The following is an 18,958-nucleotide window of genomic DNA, read 5'->3' on the forward strand; positions in this document are numbered from 1 at the left end:
TTTCAGGCTTTTGGGGCGCTGTTTCAAAGGTCTTTGATGGCTATCTCATTGGCCTTGAATCTCCGGTAGAGCGCCGCCAGTTGCTCGACCTCCAGCCGCTCGGCCGGACTGAATTGCCGGGCGTCCCGCGCCCGGCAATGAATGGCGATGGGCAGCCCTTCCCGTTGCAAGTAGTATTTGGCATTGACCGGATAGGCCTGCCGTTCCACCAAGGAGGCCGCGCCGATGAAGTTTTGTACCGTTGCGGCCGCGGCCGGATTGTGAGCCCAGTTCGCGACCAGCCATCCGTACAGATCCGGAAAGAAGTTGGACATCACGCCGCTATAACCGGATATGCCCGATTGCAGGCTTGACAATAGCGTCGCCGAGTTGGCGTTAAAGATCTTCAAACGGGTGCCGCGGACCGCCGCCAACTTCTCCCGCATCTGCCGGAGATCGCAGCTGGTGTCCTTCAGAAACAGGAACCTGCCGGTCGCCGCGCACCACGTTAAAAGCTCCGGCGAGAGCAGCCGCTTATAAGGGTACGGCGCTTCATAGATCCCGAACTGCAGATCCGGGAACCGGTTTAAAATCCGTTCCGCGTTCTCCCGCCACACCGCATCGGGTTCATCGGCCCGGGCCAGGCGGTTGCTGAGGACGACAAAAGCGTCGATTCCGGCGGCGGCGATCTGGCGGATCTCCTCGCTCTGTTCCGCCAGCGAATCCGCGATCTGCCCCGCGGCAATCACCGGGATCCGGCCCTTGACCGTTTGGGTTACCACGCGGGCCAGTTTTACGCGCTCGGCCAGGCTCAAATGAAACATCTCGCTGGATTGGCAGACCGCAAAGAGGCCGGTCGCCTTCTTCCCGATATACCATTCGATTAACTGCTCCAAACCGTCCCAATCCAGTTGGCCGTTTTCAGTGAAAGGGGTGAGCATCGTCGGCCAGACCCCGTTCGGAATGATTTCCATCGTTTCCTCCCAATCATTTGAATTGTCGTTGCAGCCGGTTATCCTTTCACGCCGCCGATGACCAACCCGCTAATGAAGTATTTTTGCAGGGCCGCATAGGCAATCAGCAATGGAATAGTACATAAGTAGCAAGCGGCGAATAATACGTTCCATTGGGTCGGATTCTCGACGTCGCCCATGAATCCCAGCATGGCCAGGGTCAACGGTTTTTTGACCTGCTCGGTGATGAAGAGCATCGGCATGAAAAAGTCGTTCCAGATGGCCACGCCCTGGGTGAAAACAATGGCCAGGGTCGCCGGGAGCAGTAGCGGCAGAATCACATTCCAATACCGGGAGAATAGACCGGCCCCGTCCATTAGGGCCGCTTCCTCCAAGGCCACCGGAATACTGCCCCTGATGAACTGGGTATAGAGGAAAATGCTGAACGGCATGGAACCGGAGACATACATCAGGATCGGCGCCAGCCGCGAATGGTTCAGCTGGATGGTTTTAAAGACCTTATAGATCGGAATGATCGCGATCTGCGCCGAGACGATGATTCCGGCCAGGAAGAACAAGGCCAGAAACCGGCTCAGCCTGGTATCCAGCCTGGACAGCGGATAGGCGGCCATCGACGCCACGATGATGATCGTAAGCACCGCCGTGGTCGTGATCAGGACACTGTTACAAAAAGCGCTCACGAAACCGATCTTTTGAAAGGCGATCGCCAGGCTTTGGAAACTCATCTCCTGAAATAGCAGAAACGGCGATTTCATGTTATCCGGCGAGCGCAGGGCATTGGATAAGGTGATCAACAGCGGCGACAGGCTCAGCAGCAGATAGGCGAGGATGGCCGCGTTCAAGGTCAGGTTTTTGCCGCGATTCATGGTTTTCATGCTGCCACCTCTTTGCGCCGGAGGTAAGTGACGAACAGCGCCGTCAGGACGAAGATCAACAGGAAGGCAACCACCGCGATGGCGGCGGCCTTGCCGAACAGATTGTCGCCGAAGGCGGTCTGATACACGCTGAACATCAGGGTCTGCGAGGCGCCGCCCGGCCCGCCGCCGGTCAACAGATAAATGTAGTCAAACGCTTTCATCCCGTTAATCAAGCCCAGCACCAGATTGATGGTGATCGCCGGCGCCATCAAGGGCAACTTGATCCGGCAGACCATGTTCCACCAATTACAGCCGTCGATCAGCCCCGCCTCCAGCAACTCGGCGGAGACATTCTTCAAGCCGGCAATATAAATGATGGCATAGGTACCAATGGTCTTCCAGGACTCCACGAAGGCCACGGCCAGCAAGGAAGTATGCGGATTGCCCAGGAAATTGGGGTCCATATTATGGAGGCCCGCCAGCTCCAGGAGCTTAGCGATAAATCCGTAATTGGGCATATAGACGTAACCCCAGACAAACCCGATCACGATGGAACTGTATAATGTCGGTAGATAAAACGCAGTCCGGTAGAATCCCACCCATTTCAATTTTTCATCGAGGATCAGGGCGATGGCGATGGCCACCAGATTGCCGTAGGCAATGGAAAAGGCCGCATAAAGAAAGGTATTTTTCAAAATATTGCTTAACGTGCCGTCGGCGGTTAAAAATTCGAAGTTTTTCAGGCCGATAAACTTGAGATGATTCCCGATGCCGTTCCAATTGGTTACGCTGTAACCAAAGGTCATCAACACCGGAACAACCCAGAACATGAGGTATAATAGCAGCGCCGGCAGTAAGAAAAACAGCAGCGACTTTCTGAATACATTGGAATATCCCATGACTGCCTCCCGAGCGATAAAACTGGGGGAGCCGGGCCATGCCGCTCAGCTCCCCGTTTTCAATGATCTGTTGGTCCGTTCCCGCGGTTACGGGTTATTCATCTGAATCTCGCGCAGCTTCCGTTCGGTCGCCGCGGCGACCTCCTCCACGCTAATGGAACCGATCAGGCACTCCTGAAACTTCATGCACAGTGTGGTGGCGACTCCATCGGGCCAGTAGGCGTTGCAGAAATAATGCGTCTTGTTGTGTTTGTACAGGCCCAGATAATTGCCGAACAAAGGATCCTTCGATATGCCGCCGAAATTGGGCGGCGCGGGGGTCATCGACTGTTTGAAGGCTTTGTTCAAGGGAGTGCCGTCCCGATATAAGTAGTTCAAAACCTTAAACACGCTGGCTTTGTTTTTGGTAAAGCGGTTGACGACAAAACCGGAATCGATCGAAAACGGCAGGTATAACGGTTTACCCGGCTCATTGGTGGGCAACGCGAACATGCCCCGCTCGAAATCGGCCGCGCCCTTTTTGGTTAAACTCAATAGGTCCCAGGTACCGTCGAAGATCATCGCCGCCTTGCCGTCGTTGAATAACTGAAAAGCCTGTTCTCCGCCGATGCCGAGGCTGTTTTTGATGATATAGCCTTTATCGTAGAGCGTTTTCATCTTGGATAACATATTGATCCACTTGGCATCGGTGAATTTCGCCTTTCCGGAGATGAGCTTGGCGTCGTAATCCGGATCATCGCTATACAGGAGGGAGGCCGCCGCATTATAGAGCATATATTGGATCCTCGCCCAGTCCTTATCCGAGGCGACAATGGGAACCATTCCGGCGGCCTTCAGCTTTTCGCAGGCAGCCAGGAAAGCCGGCCAGTCCGTTGGGATCTTGGCGATCTTCGCCTTTTTGAACATCTCTTTATTGTAAAAAGTCCCTAAGAATGTGGTGCCCCGGGGAATGGCATACACTTTGCCATGGACTGTGAAGCCCTTCAGCAGATCCGGCTTCATCTTCTTGAGAAACGGCAACGCCCGGCGGTCCGAGCTGAGATCCATAAAGTAATCGGCGCCCACCATCTGTTCGGTCAAGCCGAAAGCCCACCAGGTAAAGACATCGGGGCCCTCGCCCGCCGCCAGCCGGGACTTGATGGTGTTTTTATACTGGTCGGTGGGCAAGGTATCGACCGTGAGCGTAATCTCGGGAAACTTCTCCTTGACTAACTGCGGCAGGATGTCCAGATAAAAATCCTGCTGATCCGTTTTAGGCCTTGAAGTAAACATAAACGACAAGGTCACCGGCTGCGCCTTGGCTGCGCCGAAGATCACCAGGGGAAATGCCGAGCCGAACGTCAGCAGAATCAAGAAAACCGCAATCCATCGCTTCATTTTTTTACCTCCTCGATTTAGGCCGTCTGTTTGCTCCCAGCGCTGTGGTTTCGACCTTTATATCTTGATTATAATACTTGGGAACTGTACAAAGTTTGGGGATAATTATATACTATTTTTAGGTGTGTCAATAACAATGTCATTAAATCCAGGTGACAAATTGCAACGGTTTTTTAATGTCAAAAAACGGCTCTTTACGATGCTGCTGCTCACTTCGATCGTGCCGATCCTGATCATCACGCTGGTGGCGATCCGCAATTACAGCACGCTTTTGGATGATGCGATTCTCTCATTTACCTCCACGTTGATGAATAACTACAAGGATGGCATGGATGATACGCTGGCCGAGATCCGGCGGGTCAGCCTGACCTTGATCTTTCAACAGACTTCCGCCGAAAATAACGTGTTGTCGGTTTTGCGAAAACAGTCGCTCCCCGACACGCGGCCCAATGATTACGAAGTGCTGACCGAGACCCGCAAGATCAACCTCACCATCGAAAGTTTCCTGTATAGCCACAAATATATCAACGGCATCTATTTCTTCGCCAACAACGGCACGGTCTTCTCGGCCTCCAAAGGCTATGAGATCCGCTATGATTACCGCCCGGAAGAGTCGGACTGGTATCATCGGACCATCGCCGCCAAAGGCAAGTTGATCGCCAGTGACGTCAAGGTGCATGATTTCCTGTTGACATCCGAGCCCACCATCTTTTTTACCACGATGATCTTCGATCCCGATACCACCAAACCCTTGGGCGTGTTGCTCATCGATTGCAATCTTGGTATTTTCAACAATATCACCCGCAATCCGGCGCCCAACAAAGCGACCGTCTTTTTGTTGGACGGGCAGGGCAGGCTGATCTATCATTCCGCCAAAACTTCGGTCAATCAACGCTTGGGCCTCCGCTTGCCGCGGCGGATCGCGGGCCGCCAAGACGGTATCTTTCTGGACCGGGCCCGGGAAAAATACGTCCTCTTTAAAACGTTGTCCGAGCGGGACTGGAAGATCGTGGCCGAGTTCCCCATCGCGGAATTACGTTACAAATTCAAGCCGACCATCGGCTTTACCATCTTCTTCATTGCCATTGGCATCGTGTTGTCATTCACCGCCGCCATGCTGTTTTCGGATTATTTCGCCAAGCCCATCGTCCAACTGGCGGACTTGATGAAAACCTCCCACGATACGCAGAACCTGACCGTCAACGTCCAATATCGTAAGCGCCGTGATGAGATCGGCACGCTGTATCGCTATTTCGAATCACTGATCGAACGGATCAACAATTTGATCAAAGACAAATACCAGACCCAATTGATTGTCATGGACGCCGAGATGAAGGCGCTGGAGTCGCAGATCAATTCCCATTTCTTATACAATACCCTGGAATCCATCAATAGCATCGCGGAGATCGAAGGCATCGAGAAAATCGCCGTGATGACCAAGGCGCTCGGCGACATGTTTCGCTACAGCATCAAAACCGACAGCGAACTGGTGACTTTGGCGGAGGAATTAAAACATATCCGGGATTACCTGCTCATCCAAAAGATCCGTTATGACGATAAGTTCCGGCTGGATCTGGAGATTGAACCAGCTCTTTTGGACACGAAGATCCTGAAGCTCATTCTGCAGCCGCTGGTCGAAAATGCCATCTGTCACGGTCTTGAAACGAAAAAGAGCCCAGGGGAACTGAAGATCAGTGCTTATCGGGAGGAACAGCGGCTGGTCTTCCTGATCAGCGACAGCGGCGTCGGCATCGACCCGCAACAATTGGCCACGATCAACCGCGATTTACGGGAGAAACCCGAGTTTGAAGGATTAGGGCGGCGCAATAAGCGCGGCATCGGAATCGCCAATGTGAACGCCAGAATCCAATTGTATTACGGCCCGGACTATGGCCTAACCCTGACCAGCGGACTGGGCCAAGGCACTTGCATCCGAGTCGTCGTCCCCGAACTGGTTCCGGGGTCCGCTCAAGCCTCATAGGTCAAGACTGAGCCAATCATCACCGGGAAGATTTTATTTCCACCACTCGGCATGAAACAGGAGGAAGGGCAAATGTGGTCCTATATCGTAGTAGATGATGAACCGTTAATCCGCCGCGGGATTATTCAAAAAATCAAAGCCACCCCTCTAGCACTGCAGCTGGCCGGCGAAGCGGCGGATGGCGAGGAAGCCCTCCAATTGCTGCAGAAGGCGGACCCCGAAATTATTCTGCTGGATATGAAACTGCCGGTCCTGGACGGCAAAAGGCTGCTTAAAATCATCCACGACAGTCATCCCGGGAAGAAAGTCATTATCATCAGCGGCTTTTCGGACTTTGAGTACACCCAGTGCGCCATCGAAAACAACGTTGTGGGCTATCTGCTCAAACCGTTCAACCGCGACGAGATCAAACAACTGCTGGAAAAGGCCATCCGCCTGATCGAGCAGGAGCAGGCCAAACAAGCCAAGTTACACAGCATGATTCAGGAAAAAGAGGAATATCAGAAGAACCTGGATATACAGCAGTTGGTTCAAGCCATCACCAATCCCTTCAGCGCGATCATGGCCGCTCCCGGCGGCAACCGGCTGTTGGGCAGACTCAGAAAGAACGGCCGGTTTCTGATGGTCGCCATTGTTTCCGAAAGCCCGATGCTCAAAACCGAACTGGCGGCCTTCCTGCAACAGCAGGATCATGAACAACGTTGTCTGCACATCCCGGTGCTAATCTATCCCCATGAGCACTTGCTGCTGGTCTTCTGGGACAATACTCCCGAAACTGCCCTCCATGCGCCGAACGGGATCATCGCCCGGCTTTTTCAAACGCTCTGCGCCCAAGCCGCACCCGAAACGCAACTGTATTTTTGTCTCAGCGGCGTTAAAGAGCGCTTGGACCAACTGCACGAGGCATACCTGGAATGCCGCCAGATCCTGGACTCCCGCAAACTGCAGGCCCAAAAGGAACTGCTCATTTTCTGCCGCGATTCCTCCCCTTTGACCCCGTTTCATTGGGACGACGAGGACTACCTCCTCTTTTTCATCGAATCCGGCAACCCGCGACAGGTAATCAAGTATATCACCGATCTGTTCGGGATGTTGGCGAAAGATCCGGACCTGACCTATCAAAACGTCAAGGAAATTTGCAACTCACTATTGAGTCATATCCTGAGCCTAATCAAAAATCAAGCCATTCCCATGGATGCCGAAATCTTCTTCGACATTCATCAGGCTTCTTCCGGCCTGATTGAACTTGGCCAACTGCGGGATTTGTTTCTGGGGAATTGTCTGCGGATCACAGCGGGGTTCCAGCAAAAGAATTACTACGCATCTCATAGCCTGGTCGATAATATCCAAAAATATGTTCAAGGGAATTACGCCAAGGCCTTGAGCCTTCAAAAAATTGCGACGCTGTTTTTTGTCAATCCCAGTTATTGCAGCTACATTTTCAAGGAAAAGACCGGCGAGAATTTGTCCGATTACATTAATCAAGTACGCATCGAAAATGCCAAGATCATCCTCAAAACCACGCTTTTCAATATCACCAAGGTCTCCAAAGCGGTCGGATACAACAACGCCAGTTATTTCTTCCGAATCTTTAAAAACTATACCGGTTTGACGCCCTGGGAATACAAGCGTTCGGTTCAACAGGCCGACCCTTCGTCGAAACAGCGAATTTGAGCCGTCATCTTGAACCAACTCACCCTTAAAGTATCGGAGCGTCGCAAACGAGCCGCATTCGAAATGAAATAGCCCGCAGGGGGCATATGGGTCCCAATCCCATCGTATCTATCGGCCGTTAGACAAAAAAAACCGTAATCGCGGGTTTCTTTCATCCAAGGCCTCGGATTTGTTATCCTGTTATCAAAGCGGTGTAAAGACTCCGCAAAACGATTTCACATCCTCAATCCCACAAAATCCGGCACGACGCCGGATGCGCGGAATTGATACAAGGATGTATCACCTGACGTCGCCCCCGAAGCATTCTCAAGCAACGCCGCCACGGACGGTAATTCCTTCCATGAGGGACCCGCGACTCGGAGGAGCGGGATTGGGGGTCAAGGGGGCACTCGCCCCTTGCGGCGGGGGTACCGGCCTAGGGGGTTTGCCGCCAAACTCCCTGGCCGACCTTGGCACAGGATATAAGTTGGATAAGCGATTTTTTCCAACTCGCTCTACAAAAAGTTTTCACTGTATCCTCTCAATATTCGACCCCCAAATCTGGCACGAAGCCGGACGCGCGGAATTGATACACGGACGTATCACCTGACGCGCCGTCGGAGCATCCCCAAGCAACGCCGCCACGGACGGCAATTCCTTCCATGAGGGACCCGCGACTCGGAGGAGCGGGATTGGGGGTCAAGGGGCACTCGCCCCTTGCGGCGGGAGTACCGGCCTAGGGGGTTTGCCGTCAAACCCCCTGGCCGACCTTGGCACAGGATTTAAGTTGGATGGACGGTTTTTCAACCATCTGAATAAACCCGTCTGCAAAAAGATTTTACTGTATCCCGCAGTATTCGACCCACGAAGTCCGGCACGAAGCCGGACGCGCGGAATCGATACAGGGACGTATCACCTGACGTTGCCCCCGAAGCATCCTCAAGCAACGCCGCCACGGACGGCAATTCCTTAAAATAAGGGACCCGCGACTCGGAGGAGCGGGATTGGGGGTCAAGGGGGCACTCGCCCCTTGCGGCGGGGGTACCGGCCTAGGGGGTTTGCCGCCAAACCCCCTGGCCGATCTTAGCACAGGATATAAGTTGGATAAGCGATTTTTTCCAACTCGCTCTACAAAAAGTTTTCACTGTATCCTCTCAATATTCGACCCCCAAATCCGGCACGAAGCCGGACGCGGAATCGATACACGGACGTATCACCTGACGTCGCCGTCGGAGCATCCCCAAGCAACGCCGCCACGGACGGCAATTCCTTCCATGAGGGACCCGCGACTCGGAGGAACGGGATTGGGGGTCAAGGGGGCACTCGCCCCTTGCGGCGGGGGTACCGGCCTAGGGGGTTTGCCACCAGACTCCCTGGCCGATCTTAGCACAGGATATAAGTTGGATAAGCGATTTTTTCCAACTCGCTCTACAAAAAGTTTTCACTGTATCCTCTCAATATTCGACCCCCAAATCCGGCACGAAGCCGGACGCGCGGAATTGATACACGGACGTATCACCTGACGTCGCCGTCGGAGCATCCCCAAGCAACGCCGCCACGGACGGCAATTCCTTCCATGAGGGACCCGCGACTCGGAGGAGCGGGATTGGGGGTCAAGGGGGCACTCGCCCCTTGCGGCGGGGGTACCGGCCTAGGGGGTTTGCCGCCAAACTCCCTGGCCGATCTTAGCACAGGATATAAGTTGGATAGACAATTTTTCTCAACCGTCTAAACTAATAAAATGGTAATTTAAATTCCGCCAGGTTCCTCCACTAATTTAACTCGGTAAAACACCCGTCTCCAATGCGATTTTGACCGTCTCCTGAAAACATTCCGCAATGGTTAATGACATCACCGGTAATTTTTTATCATAGCGCAGACTGGTAATGGCTTGGCAAGCTTCAATCAGATCGTTTGAAGGATTCGTTTGAAGATAGGGTGCAAACAACGCTACTTTTGGCGCCAGCGGATTTTGTTGTTTGGATAGACAAAAAGCATAAAGATAGGCAAACTTGCTATATAAGGCTAAAAACGTGAAGAAGTAGTCTTCCTCCCGATATTTTTGGGCTTCCAGCATCTCACGAGCATAGGAGCCGAATTGTTTCAGACATCCAAACACCATTTCCTCCGCTTCCCGCCAATTCCCCACTTCAATGAGAGTAAGTGCTTTCTCCCGCGTTTCCGAAGTGAATGAAAGATCCAGTAACCGCTCATCCTCTTGGGCCTGGGTCACATCCGTTGCAACAGCGGATTCCGCTTGCGCTTCCGCTAACGGACTCCAGGTCGCTTCGTCTTCAACGTTGGGATTGAACTCCGGTTTTGAATTTTCACCCCGGTCGCCTTTGGTTACGACATCCTTCAAAGATTGATATAGCGGCGAAGCGAGTAATCTGATCATATTCCATACCCTTTTCACCGGATCAATCGAAGTATAGTGTTTCCGCATCCCATCCACATCCTTGTTGGTTTCACAATTCGTCACCGAACAGCTAAAACCCTTCCATGATGATTATCGGTAATGCTCATAAAAATTTCATCAAAAAATAACATGAGACTCGCAGCCCGGAGGAGCGGGATGGGGGGTCAAGGGCAAATTGACTTTTGGTAATATGAATATAAAGGGAGAGGGTCTATGACCCCCTCCGGTTTGAGGACCTTGGAGAACAGCCGTGCTGGGCTGTTTTCCGCTTTTTAGGCCAGATTTTCCGGCCGGTTATGAACAAACCCAAAAGGGTTGACAGCACCTCCAGAATTTGAGCGTTTGAAACAATCACCTCGATATAAGTAAGCCGAAAAAAAGGAACGGGCTCACGGATTCATATTTTACTTCTCCCCAGGTTCCCGTCTTCCATCTCCGTGAATCCCAGAACTGATTGGATTGGTATTTCTCCATCCCGGCCTCCCTAATATATCAGTCGTTCTCCCCCCGTGTAAGGTATGGTCTTTGGTCCAACTAGGATATTCTTCATCCTTGTAAGGGATGCTATGATCCGTGTTAGGGACGCTTCGATCCTTTCAAGGGATCTTGCGATCCTTGTAAGGGATGCCATGATCCGTGTCAGGGATGGTCTTCATCCTTGTAAGGGATCTCATGATCCTTTCAGAGGATCCTTCGATCCTTTCTTCCCGAAAGATCATCCTAGATACCCGAAGGCTCCGGGAAGCTTCCCCAAGGTTCCGGGATAAAGGACCAAGGCTCGGGGAAGCAGGACCAATCCTTCGGGAAAGAAGACGAATCCTCCGGGAAGCATCGACAAAGCTTCGGGAAGCTTCCCCGGAGTTCAGGGAAGCTTCCGCAAGCGTCATCCTAATTGTCATGAAACGATATTGCTTTCCTTTCGAACCTTCAAAACCCCTTATCTCTTTCATCCTGGCTTTCGCTCATTGCTACAAAAGGATTTGATTATTCCGCAATACTTGACCCCACCCAAGTCCGGCACGAAGCCGGACGCGCGGAATTGATACAGGGACGCATCACCTGACGTCGCCGGCGCAGCATTCGCAAGCAACGCCGCCACGGACGGCAATTCCAAAAAGCGACCCGGGAGCGGGAAGGGGTCCAGGAGCCCAAATGAACTGAGGAAAAAAACAAGTCCCGTTCGATAGTTCGATTCTAACGGGACTTCAGCAACTTCTATCACTGTAAAAAATTAACCTTGTTTTTGTTTTATCTGATCAAACAAAACCGCCAACAGCAGGATGATTCCGCGGACCACATATTGGTAGAAAGTCGGAATATTCAAAAGATTCATGGCGTTTTGGACAGTGCCCATGATAATTACGCCGACAATCACGCCCAGCATGGTGCCGACGCCGCCGGAGAGGGAAACGCCGCCCAGAACGCATGCGGAAATGACATCCAATGAGAAACCGACTGAAGAGTTTGGTTGGCCGCTGGTCATCCGCGATGCCAAAACCACCCCGGCCAATCCCGAAATGAAGCCTTGGATTGTAAAAATGAAAATTTTGATGAAATCCACATTGAGGCCGGCGAGCCGGGCGGCTTCCCTGTTTCCGCCGATGGCCATGGTGTTCCGGCCGTAAGTGGTCCGGTTAAGCAAGGTACTGAAAACGATAAAGCAAAAAATCATAATCCATACCGGAATCGGAATTCCCAGGAAGTTGTTGTTGCCAAGGATGTAAAACTGCGGCTTTAAAATACCCACAGCAACGCCTCCGGAAATAATGAAACCGAGTCCCCGGACCACCTGGCTCATGGCCAGGGTGGTGATTAAAGCGTTAATTTTTAGTTTGGCAATGATGACGCCGTTTACCAAACCGACGATGCCGCCGGACAGGATTCCCCCCAGTATCCCAAGCCACACACTACCGGTATTACGAATCACCACTGCGGCGATGACCCCTGAAGTCGCTACGATGTTCTCGACTGAAAGATCAAAATCTCCCGAAGCCAGGCAGAACAGCATGGTACAGGCGACAATACCGACGGTTGAGATGGCAAGCGACAGGCCGACCATATTCTCCCAACTGAAGAAATAAGGAACCGTCAGAGACAAAATGACAAACATAATCAAGTAAATAATCAAGATGCTGGCGTGATCCCAGATTCGTTTATACAAGGGTTTAGTAACGGCTTTCGTGGCGGGGGCAAGAGTAGTGCTGCTCATCAGATTCACTCCTTTTTAGGCTATATAAGTTGAATTAAATTTCTATGATGCATCGATGCATCATGTCCCGTAAGCCTTCCATGATGGATAAATCAAGGAATTTAATTCAATTTATTACCGCAGTAATAGGATGAAATAAATTCCATTTTGCATTCGGCCTTCTATGCAAACGGCTTTGTTAAATGTCGTCTGCATTAGGAATGCAAATCTTAATAAGAATTTTATTGCATCCTATATATCGATGTTTTATTTTCAACGACCGGTAGTGCCAGCCGTAACACCTTCTCCTCAGTTGCTTCATCATGAGTTAAAGACGCTTGCAGTTTTCCCTGCCGCATAACGATGATCCGATCCGAAATACCAAGAATCTCCGGAAGCTCGCTGGATACAATCAGAACACCGATGCCTTCCGCTGCCAATTTCGATATAATCCCGTAAATCTCCGCTTTTGCTCCGACATCAATTCCACGGGTTGGTTCATCGAATAGAACCACTTTTACTTTTTCCGATAACCAACGGGCTAAAACGACCTTCTGCTGGTTCCCTCCGGATAAATCCCGGACCAGCTTATCAATGGATGGAGTTTTAATATTGAATTGCTCGACAAAATGCTCAGCGTTTTCAATATCGCGTTTTTCAGGAATAAAACCCATCTTCGCCGTTAATCTGCGTACGCTGATATTGATATTTTCCCGCACCGAACGGATCGGAATAATGCCTTCTTTTTTGCGATCTTCCGGGCAAAAAACGATGCCATGATGGATGGCATGACTCGGTTTGGTAATCCTTACTTCTCTGCCGAAGACCTTGATTTTCCCCATTTTTGCTTTCGTGGCGCCGTAAATCAATTTAAGCAATTCGGTTCGGCCGGCGCCGACCAGTCCAAAAATGCCTACCACTTCTCCTTGGTTTACCGTTAAAGTAGCAGGTTCAGCCAGCCCATAGCCCATTAAGTTTTCAACTTCCAAAGCCGCTTCACCATGGGGATGGCGGACATAATGATAGACATCATGAATGGAACGGCCGACCATCTTTGTTACGAGCTGATCCTGAGTTAATTTGGACATATCGGTGAATGTCTCAATATGTTTACCGTCGCGGAACACTGTAACCGCATTACAAATTGCAAAGATTTCTGACAAGCGGTGCGAAACATATAGTATTACCTTCCCTTGACGTTTCAGTTCAGCGATAATCGCAAATAATTTTTGCACTTCACGGTCGGAAAGGCTGCTGGTCGGCTCATCGAAGGCAATGACCTTGGCCTTTCGCGCCAGGGCTTTGGCAATCTCAATCATTTGCCGTTCGGCAATGGAAAGATTGCCAATCTTGCAATCGGGATCAATAGCTTCTTCGAGCGTTTTTAGCATCTCCAGCGTATTTTCCCGTAAAGCCTTCTTGCCGAGCCAACCCATTTTCGCAGGCATATGACCTAAAAACAAATTTTCGGCTACCGTCATGTCCGGTACCAGATTGAGTTCCTGATAAATAATCGCTACCCCTGCATGAAGCGCATCGCTGGTATTTGAAAAATGCTGCGCCACTCCGCCCAGGGAAATATGTCCGCCGTCCGGCCGGTACAAGCCGCTCAAAATCTTTAATAAGGTGGATTTTCCGGCGCCATTTTCGCCGACTAAGGCGTGAACGCTTCCTTCGTCCGCCTCGAATGTTACGCCATCCAAAGCTTTGACCCCGGGAAACTGCTTGGAAATGTTTTCAAACCGCAGATAACCGCTTTGCATCCTGCCTCACCTCTTTTTTGTGATCCGGGGCCGTCTCCAAAAGTGCCTGCATGGCGAAGATATCGTTCATGCTGTCTCAATGCCGCTACTACTCTCTATCTTTCGCTAACAAAGCGCCTTTGAAGCGGCCCCGGATTCTTTTACTTCTTTTCAATCAATTTGCAATCGAATCGGCGAGCCCGAGGTCAGCCATAACCTTCTTATAAGTCTCGCGAGTCACGATATAACCTGCGGTTAAAGTCAATAACGGCGGTTTCTTGCCGGTTTTGATCCACCCGTATAGCAGTTTGGTGGTTTCATAGCCATGCCGGTACGGGCTAATGGCGCTGGTGGCGAAGAAACCATTCATACCGGGCTTTTTAAATTCGCTGATGCCGATACTGGCGCCGATGCCAATCCCGATAATGGTGGTACCGTTAAAGTTACGGCCTTCCATGGCGCGAATGACGCCGATAACCGATTCTTCATTACCGCCAAACACTAACCAGCGTTTTACCTCCGGATGCTGCGTCAAGGCAACATTCCCGCCTTCCATTGCGCCGGGAACATCCAACGTTTTATTAACCGCGTCATAAATTTTGGCTGCGGGGAAGCCGGCTTTGATCAAGGCATTTTTGCTCCCGTCGGTGCGTTGCTTGATGGTTTCCAGTTCATCATGGGTGACGGCCATTGCGGCAGTTTCAGCTGCATTCCAACCGCGTTTTTTCATTTCGACATAGAGAGCTTGCCCGACATCAAAACCAATCTGGGTAGCGGAAATTCCCATATAAGGTACGTTGGTCATGGGTTTGCCGTCGGCTCCGACAAAACGATCGTCGACCGTAAATACTTTTAGTTTTTTGGCATTGGCCTTCGCCATAATGGCCGGTCCCAAGCGGACGTCGGGAGTACAAATTACAAAGCCCTGCGCTTTTTGGGCCGCTAAATTATCGATCGCCGCCATCACTTTTTCACCGTCGGAAACACCGATCTTAATCAGTTCAACTTTGTTTTCATCGGCGAACTTCTGGGCGAATTTCCATTCATTTTGAAACCATGACTCTTCCGGTTGCTTGACCAGAAAACCGATTTTTATTCTGGCCGGAGCCGCAAGAACTGTCATCGAAGCAATGAGCAGCACTCCAACGAAAAGCAATGAAAACCAGGTCTTTTTCATTACAAATTCCTCCCCTTTGTTTGTCATTCAAAGCCACCGCTGACTATCGTTCTCCGTTCCCGCTCATTCCCCCTTTCAAGTTATCAAGTAAACTCCTACGTAGTCATCCTCAAAAGCCGGAACCACTTCCCTTTATAAAAAATGAGAATTTAGTGGTAAAGGCGCGCTAGTTTACCATTTTCAAGTGGGTTAGGGCGCCCAAATGATTGGGATCAAGCTCCAGAACCCGTTTTAGCTCCTGGCGGGACTGTTCCCGCTGTTCCAGACCCAAATACCCCAGGCCCAACAAGTAATGGCAGTGGATTTCATTTCTTTTGGTCAAATCTTCGTCAAAAATCAAAAAATCCGGCAATGAAACGGCGAAATAATCGATAGTTACTTGATCAAACAAATGTTGCTCGCCATATGCCACCAGCTTGTTAAAACGGCTCCTGGCCTTGTCCGGCCGGCCCAATTTTACCAAGGCTAATCCCTGATAAAATAGCATGTCGGCCGGTTGATCATTATAAAACATTGCGTTGGCGGGTTCATCGAGGCCCACCGCCGCTTTTTCCCAAGCTTCCTTGGCCTTTTCCGTGGAACCCAATCCCTGATAGGCGCAGCCCAAATAGTAATGGATGTGGTTTTCCTGCGCCCCATACAGCTTGCCTTCGCCCAGATTGACCGGATACTGGCTCGCTTGCAGCAATTGGGCGATGGCTTTTTGAAATTCCCCTTGTTGGATGTAGTGTTTGGCGAGCTCGACCCGACAATAAACATATTGGGCGGAGACTTTTCCCTCGCCGCCTTCCCAAGGGTGAAACCGCCGGCCGGCAATGAGCTCTTGCGCAGTTTCGCAATCGCCCAGTTGATTATGGAGCGTCACATACTCCAGATACAAATCGTCGCGGCATTGGACCAGATTCCGGTACTTGTTAAACAAATCCAGCCGGAATTGCGGCTCCACCCCGGTTTTTTTATAGAGCTGATCAAGCTCCAGAAAGATCCGGGCATCGGCGGGATCGAGAGCAAAGGCTTTTTCCAGCGCGGCCCGGGCCTTGGCCGGATCATGCTGTTTATTGTAATAAGCGAGCGCCAGGTTGCGATGGACCGTCGGGAAGGTATCATCGATCGCCCGCGATTGTTCCCAGCATTCTATCGCCAAAGCGGACTGCTTTTTGTCATACCATAAGTTGCCCAAATAATAAGGAGCCTTGGCATCGCCGGGATTTAGTTCCCAGGCCAGTTGCAGGACTGGAATATCCTCCAGCCGGTTGGGAAAACAGTAATCCGGCATGGTGGTCATGGCTTCTTTAAAATAAGCCAGCGCCCCGGCGGTCTCCCCTTTCTGATAGAGATAGTAGCCGAGGTAATAATAAATAAGCGGCGAAACACCCTTCCCCAACTGCTTTTGGGCGGCAATCCCTTCTTCAAGCAACTGGCAGGCTTCGCTAAAAAATCCGGCGTTGCCATAATCTCTCGCCAACTCCAGCACATTGTGCTCATTGGTTTCCAGTAAAGCGAATAATTCCCGTTTCATGGCCGCGGCACGCTCGCTTTGATTTAAGGCCTCCAAGCACAGCTGCAGTTCCCGGCGGGCGCCGAAATCCAGCGGATCCAAAGCCAGGGTCTCCGCGGCGATTCTGGCGGCTTCTTCATAACGGCCCAGCTGGCGCAGGATGGCCCCATAGAGATGGCGGGCTTTGTAATGATGGGCATTGCGGACCAGCGACTTCGCAATCAACTCGCAAGCGTTACCGTAGTCTTCCTTCGCGCAGGCGATCTGGGCCAGTGAAAAATAACCGCTGTCTTGCCAGGCCGCACTCCAGACCGACTTATAAAACGCGTCGTACGCCTCAGCGAGCCGCCCCTGATACTTCAGCGCCAATCCCAGATTATAATAGGGCTCGCCGTCGTAAGGATTGGGATTGTACCGGGTGGAGCTGGCAATCGCCCTGCGGAAATAGCTTTCGCTTTCTTCAAATAGCCCCCGGCGCAGCAGCAAAGAACCATAGCCGTTGTTATGACGGATGTCGTCAGGATTGCGCTTTAATCCTTCCAAATAATAAGGATCCGGATCATAGGTGGCATGGCGGTATTGTTCCAGATGCAACGCCTGTAGATAAAGGGCCTCGTTAGTTTGAATCGCGGCCGGAGGCAAGGCCGGTTTCGCCGGGTCCGGAATCCGCTCGATCTTGGGTTCCGCCGGCTGATACGCAATCAGCAACTCGCCGTTAGGCCCGAACACCTTTAAGGATAAATGATATTCTTGTTCAGCCGGATCCAAAGTCACTTCCTGAGTCCAGGAATTCTCAGGAGAAAGATTAACCTCGGTCCGAAGATAGTTTTGTTCCTTGCCTTGCAGCGCAACGACTGCCCCTTTCAGGACGGCGGTAGCATATACGGCGACCGTCGCCTTACCGGCTTGGGTCTCCAGGTTTACCGCCAGGTCGATGGTGGCGTTCTTCACCATGCCGATGTTTTTATAGGGCATGAAGTATTGCGTAAATGATTTCTCTTCGTTCGGCATCAGCCAGGTAAAATCGGGCTGGTTATCGGTATAGACTCCGGTCATTAATTCGACATAGGGGCCGTCTTCATCGGTGAGGTTGCGGTCCCAGGACTGGCCGAAATCGCCGCAGCCCCAGGTCCATTGCTTTTTGCCCGGCGCAATATGATGATCGGCGATATGCAAAATGCCGGCCCGTTTTTCGTGGTCGTAACCGCCGACGAAATCGTAATCGGAATGATACGCCATATACGAAGTGGGAACCGGAATGTTTTTGTAACGGGAGATATCTACCCCGGCCGAGTAATCCATCTTATAATACGTCCCGGTGGCAATGGGAAACCGCGAAACATCCCGTTTGCCGTGATCAAATACGGCGTGCACATCCGGGGGAAACACCGATTGAGTATGCTCATTGACCGCCACCGCGGGATTGGCCCACCACAAAAAAGTTTGCGGCTCCGGCGTTCTGTTATACAGCCGCGTTTTAATCTCTAAATACGCTTTATCCGGATACAGCGTAAATCCGGTCGTCGCCTTGGTACCGTACATCCGGTCAATCTCGCTGACCCAAACGGTTTTGCTGCCGTCGGGATTTTCTTTCAACAGATATTCGACCGGGCCGAAGGTGTTGGGTCGGTGATGCTGGGGCCAATTGAACTCGATCCCCCCGGAGATCCAGGGACCGGCCAGTCCCACCAACGCCGGTTTAATGACCCGGTTGTAATAAACGAAATCATATTGATTGGTCTTATCCAGCGCCCTTTGGATCCTGCCCCCGAGCTCCGGTAAGATCACGATCAACAAATAAGGGTTTTCCAGAAACACGGCGCGATATTTTTGAATCACTTTCCGGTCATCAATTTTATCAATGATGGGGTAGGGATAAACTTTTCCGGAACTGCCCTGGTATACCCGTTTCTCCAAAAACATCGGGTTCTTATCCGGCTTTCCTACGGGATAAGTGGGTATCTCCAGATCTTCCTCCCATATTTTGACTGCCAAATCCGTTGTTCTCATGCCCAGTCCTCCTCGAATGTGAATTCCTTATCCCTTTTGCTTCGCTAAGCTTTTGCGGTCGCCCTGACCCGCGGCCAGGGTTCATCGCAACACTTTTCGATGGCAGTGGTAAAGGAACCGTCAGAATATAACGCGTCCACGACGAGGGCCCTTTGGGAACAAAGTCATATTTCCGATAGGTTAAATATAGCTTAAGCTCAGGAA

11 protein-coding genes are annotated in these 18,958 nt (G+C 51.4%); 2 read left to right on the forward strand and 9 right to left on the reverse strand.

All coding sequences use genetic code 11. From position 1 onward, the window contains the following. Positions 1–23: 23 nt before the first annotated feature. The 4 genes from EDC14_RS19435 to EDC14_RS19450 form a co-directional block, all read right to left on the reverse strand. Positions 24–953 (reverse strand): dihydrodipicolinate synthase family protein, encoded by a 930-nt coding sequence (locus EDC14_RS19435; protein WP_132015984.1) that lies wholly within the window; start codon positions 951–953, stop codon positions 24–26. Positions 954–991: 38 nt separating this feature from the next. Beyond that, positions 992–1,828, reverse strand: coding sequence for a carbohydrate ABC transporter permease (locus EDC14_RS19440; protein ID WP_132015985.1), 837 nt, complete (start codon positions 1,826–1,828; stop codon positions 992–994). Further along, the gene (locus EDC14_RS19445) at positions 1,825–2,709 is read right to left on the reverse strand and encodes a carbohydrate ABC transporter permease (RefSeq protein ID WP_132015986.1); all 885 of its coding nucleotides are present in this window, start codon (positions 2,707–2,709) and stop codon (positions 1,825–1,827) included. The genes EDC14_RS19440 and EDC14_RS19445 overlap by 4 nt, the downstream gene beginning before the upstream one ends. Positions 2,710–2,796: 87 nt before the next feature. Then, a complete protein-coding gene (locus EDC14_RS19450; RefSeq protein WP_132015987.1) occupies positions 2,797–4,086 on the reverse strand; it encodes an ABC transporter substrate-binding protein in 1,290 nt (429 codons plus the stop codon). A gap of 136 nt (positions 4,087–4,222) precedes the next feature. Between EDC14_RS19450 and EDC14_RS19455 the strand changes: the two genes are divergently transcribed. Both EDC14_RS19455 and EDC14_RS19460 read left to right on the forward strand, forming a co-directional pair. Beyond that, the gene (locus EDC14_RS19455; protein WP_132015988.1) at positions 4,223–6,067 is read left to right on the forward strand and encodes a cache domain-containing sensor histidine kinase; all 1,845 of its coding nucleotides are present in this window, start codon (positions 4,223–4,225) and stop codon (positions 6,065–6,067) included. A gap of 72 nt (positions 6,068–6,139) precedes the next feature. Next, a complete protein-coding gene (locus EDC14_RS19460) occupies positions 6,140–7,741 on the forward strand; it encodes a response regulator (protein WP_165908149.1) in 1,602 nt (533 codons plus the stop codon). 1,756 nt (positions 7,742–9,497) lie between these two features. Here EDC14_RS19460 and EDC14_RS19465 read toward each other — a convergent pair. The 5 genes from EDC14_RS19465 to EDC14_RS19485 form a co-directional block, all read right to left on the reverse strand. Further along, complete coding sequence (locus EDC14_RS19465) at positions 9,498–10,166, reverse strand: hypothetical protein (RefSeq protein ID WP_132015990.1); 669 nt, start codon at positions 10,164–10,166, stop codon at positions 9,498–9,500. A 1,204-nt stretch (positions 10,167–11,370) separates the two neighbouring features. Beyond that, positions 11,371–12,348, reverse strand: coding sequence for an L-arabinose ABC transporter permease AraH (gene araH / locus EDC14_RS19470; RefSeq protein WP_132015991.1), 978 nt, complete (start codon positions 12,346–12,348; stop codon positions 11,371–11,373). A 221-nt stretch (positions 12,349–12,569) separates the two neighbouring features. After that, positions 12,570–14,090, reverse strand: a complete 1,521-nt coding sequence (gene araG / locus EDC14_RS19475; RefSeq protein ID WP_132015992.1) for an L-arabinose ABC transporter ATP-binding protein AraG — start codon at positions 14,088–14,090, stop codon at positions 12,570–12,572. 154 nt (positions 14,091–14,244) lie between these two features. Next, positions 14,245–15,246: a substrate-binding domain-containing protein gene (locus EDC14_RS19480; RefSeq protein WP_132015993.1), complete on the reverse strand. Its 1,002-nt coding sequence runs from the start codon at positions 15,244–15,246 to the stop codon at positions 14,245–14,247. A gap of 166 nt (positions 15,247–15,412) precedes the next feature. Continuing rightward, positions 15,413–18,754: a DUF5107 domain-containing protein gene (locus EDC14_RS19485; RefSeq protein ID WP_132015994.1), complete on the reverse strand. Its 3,342-nt coding sequence runs from the start codon at positions 18,752–18,754 to the stop codon at positions 15,413–15,415. Positions 18,755–18,958: the final 204 nt, after the last annotated feature.

This window comes from Hydrogenispora ethanolica, from assembly GCF_004340685.1.
Classification (GTDB): Bacteria; Bacillota; UBA4882; order UBA8346; family UBA8346; genus Hydrogenispora; species Hydrogenispora ethanolica.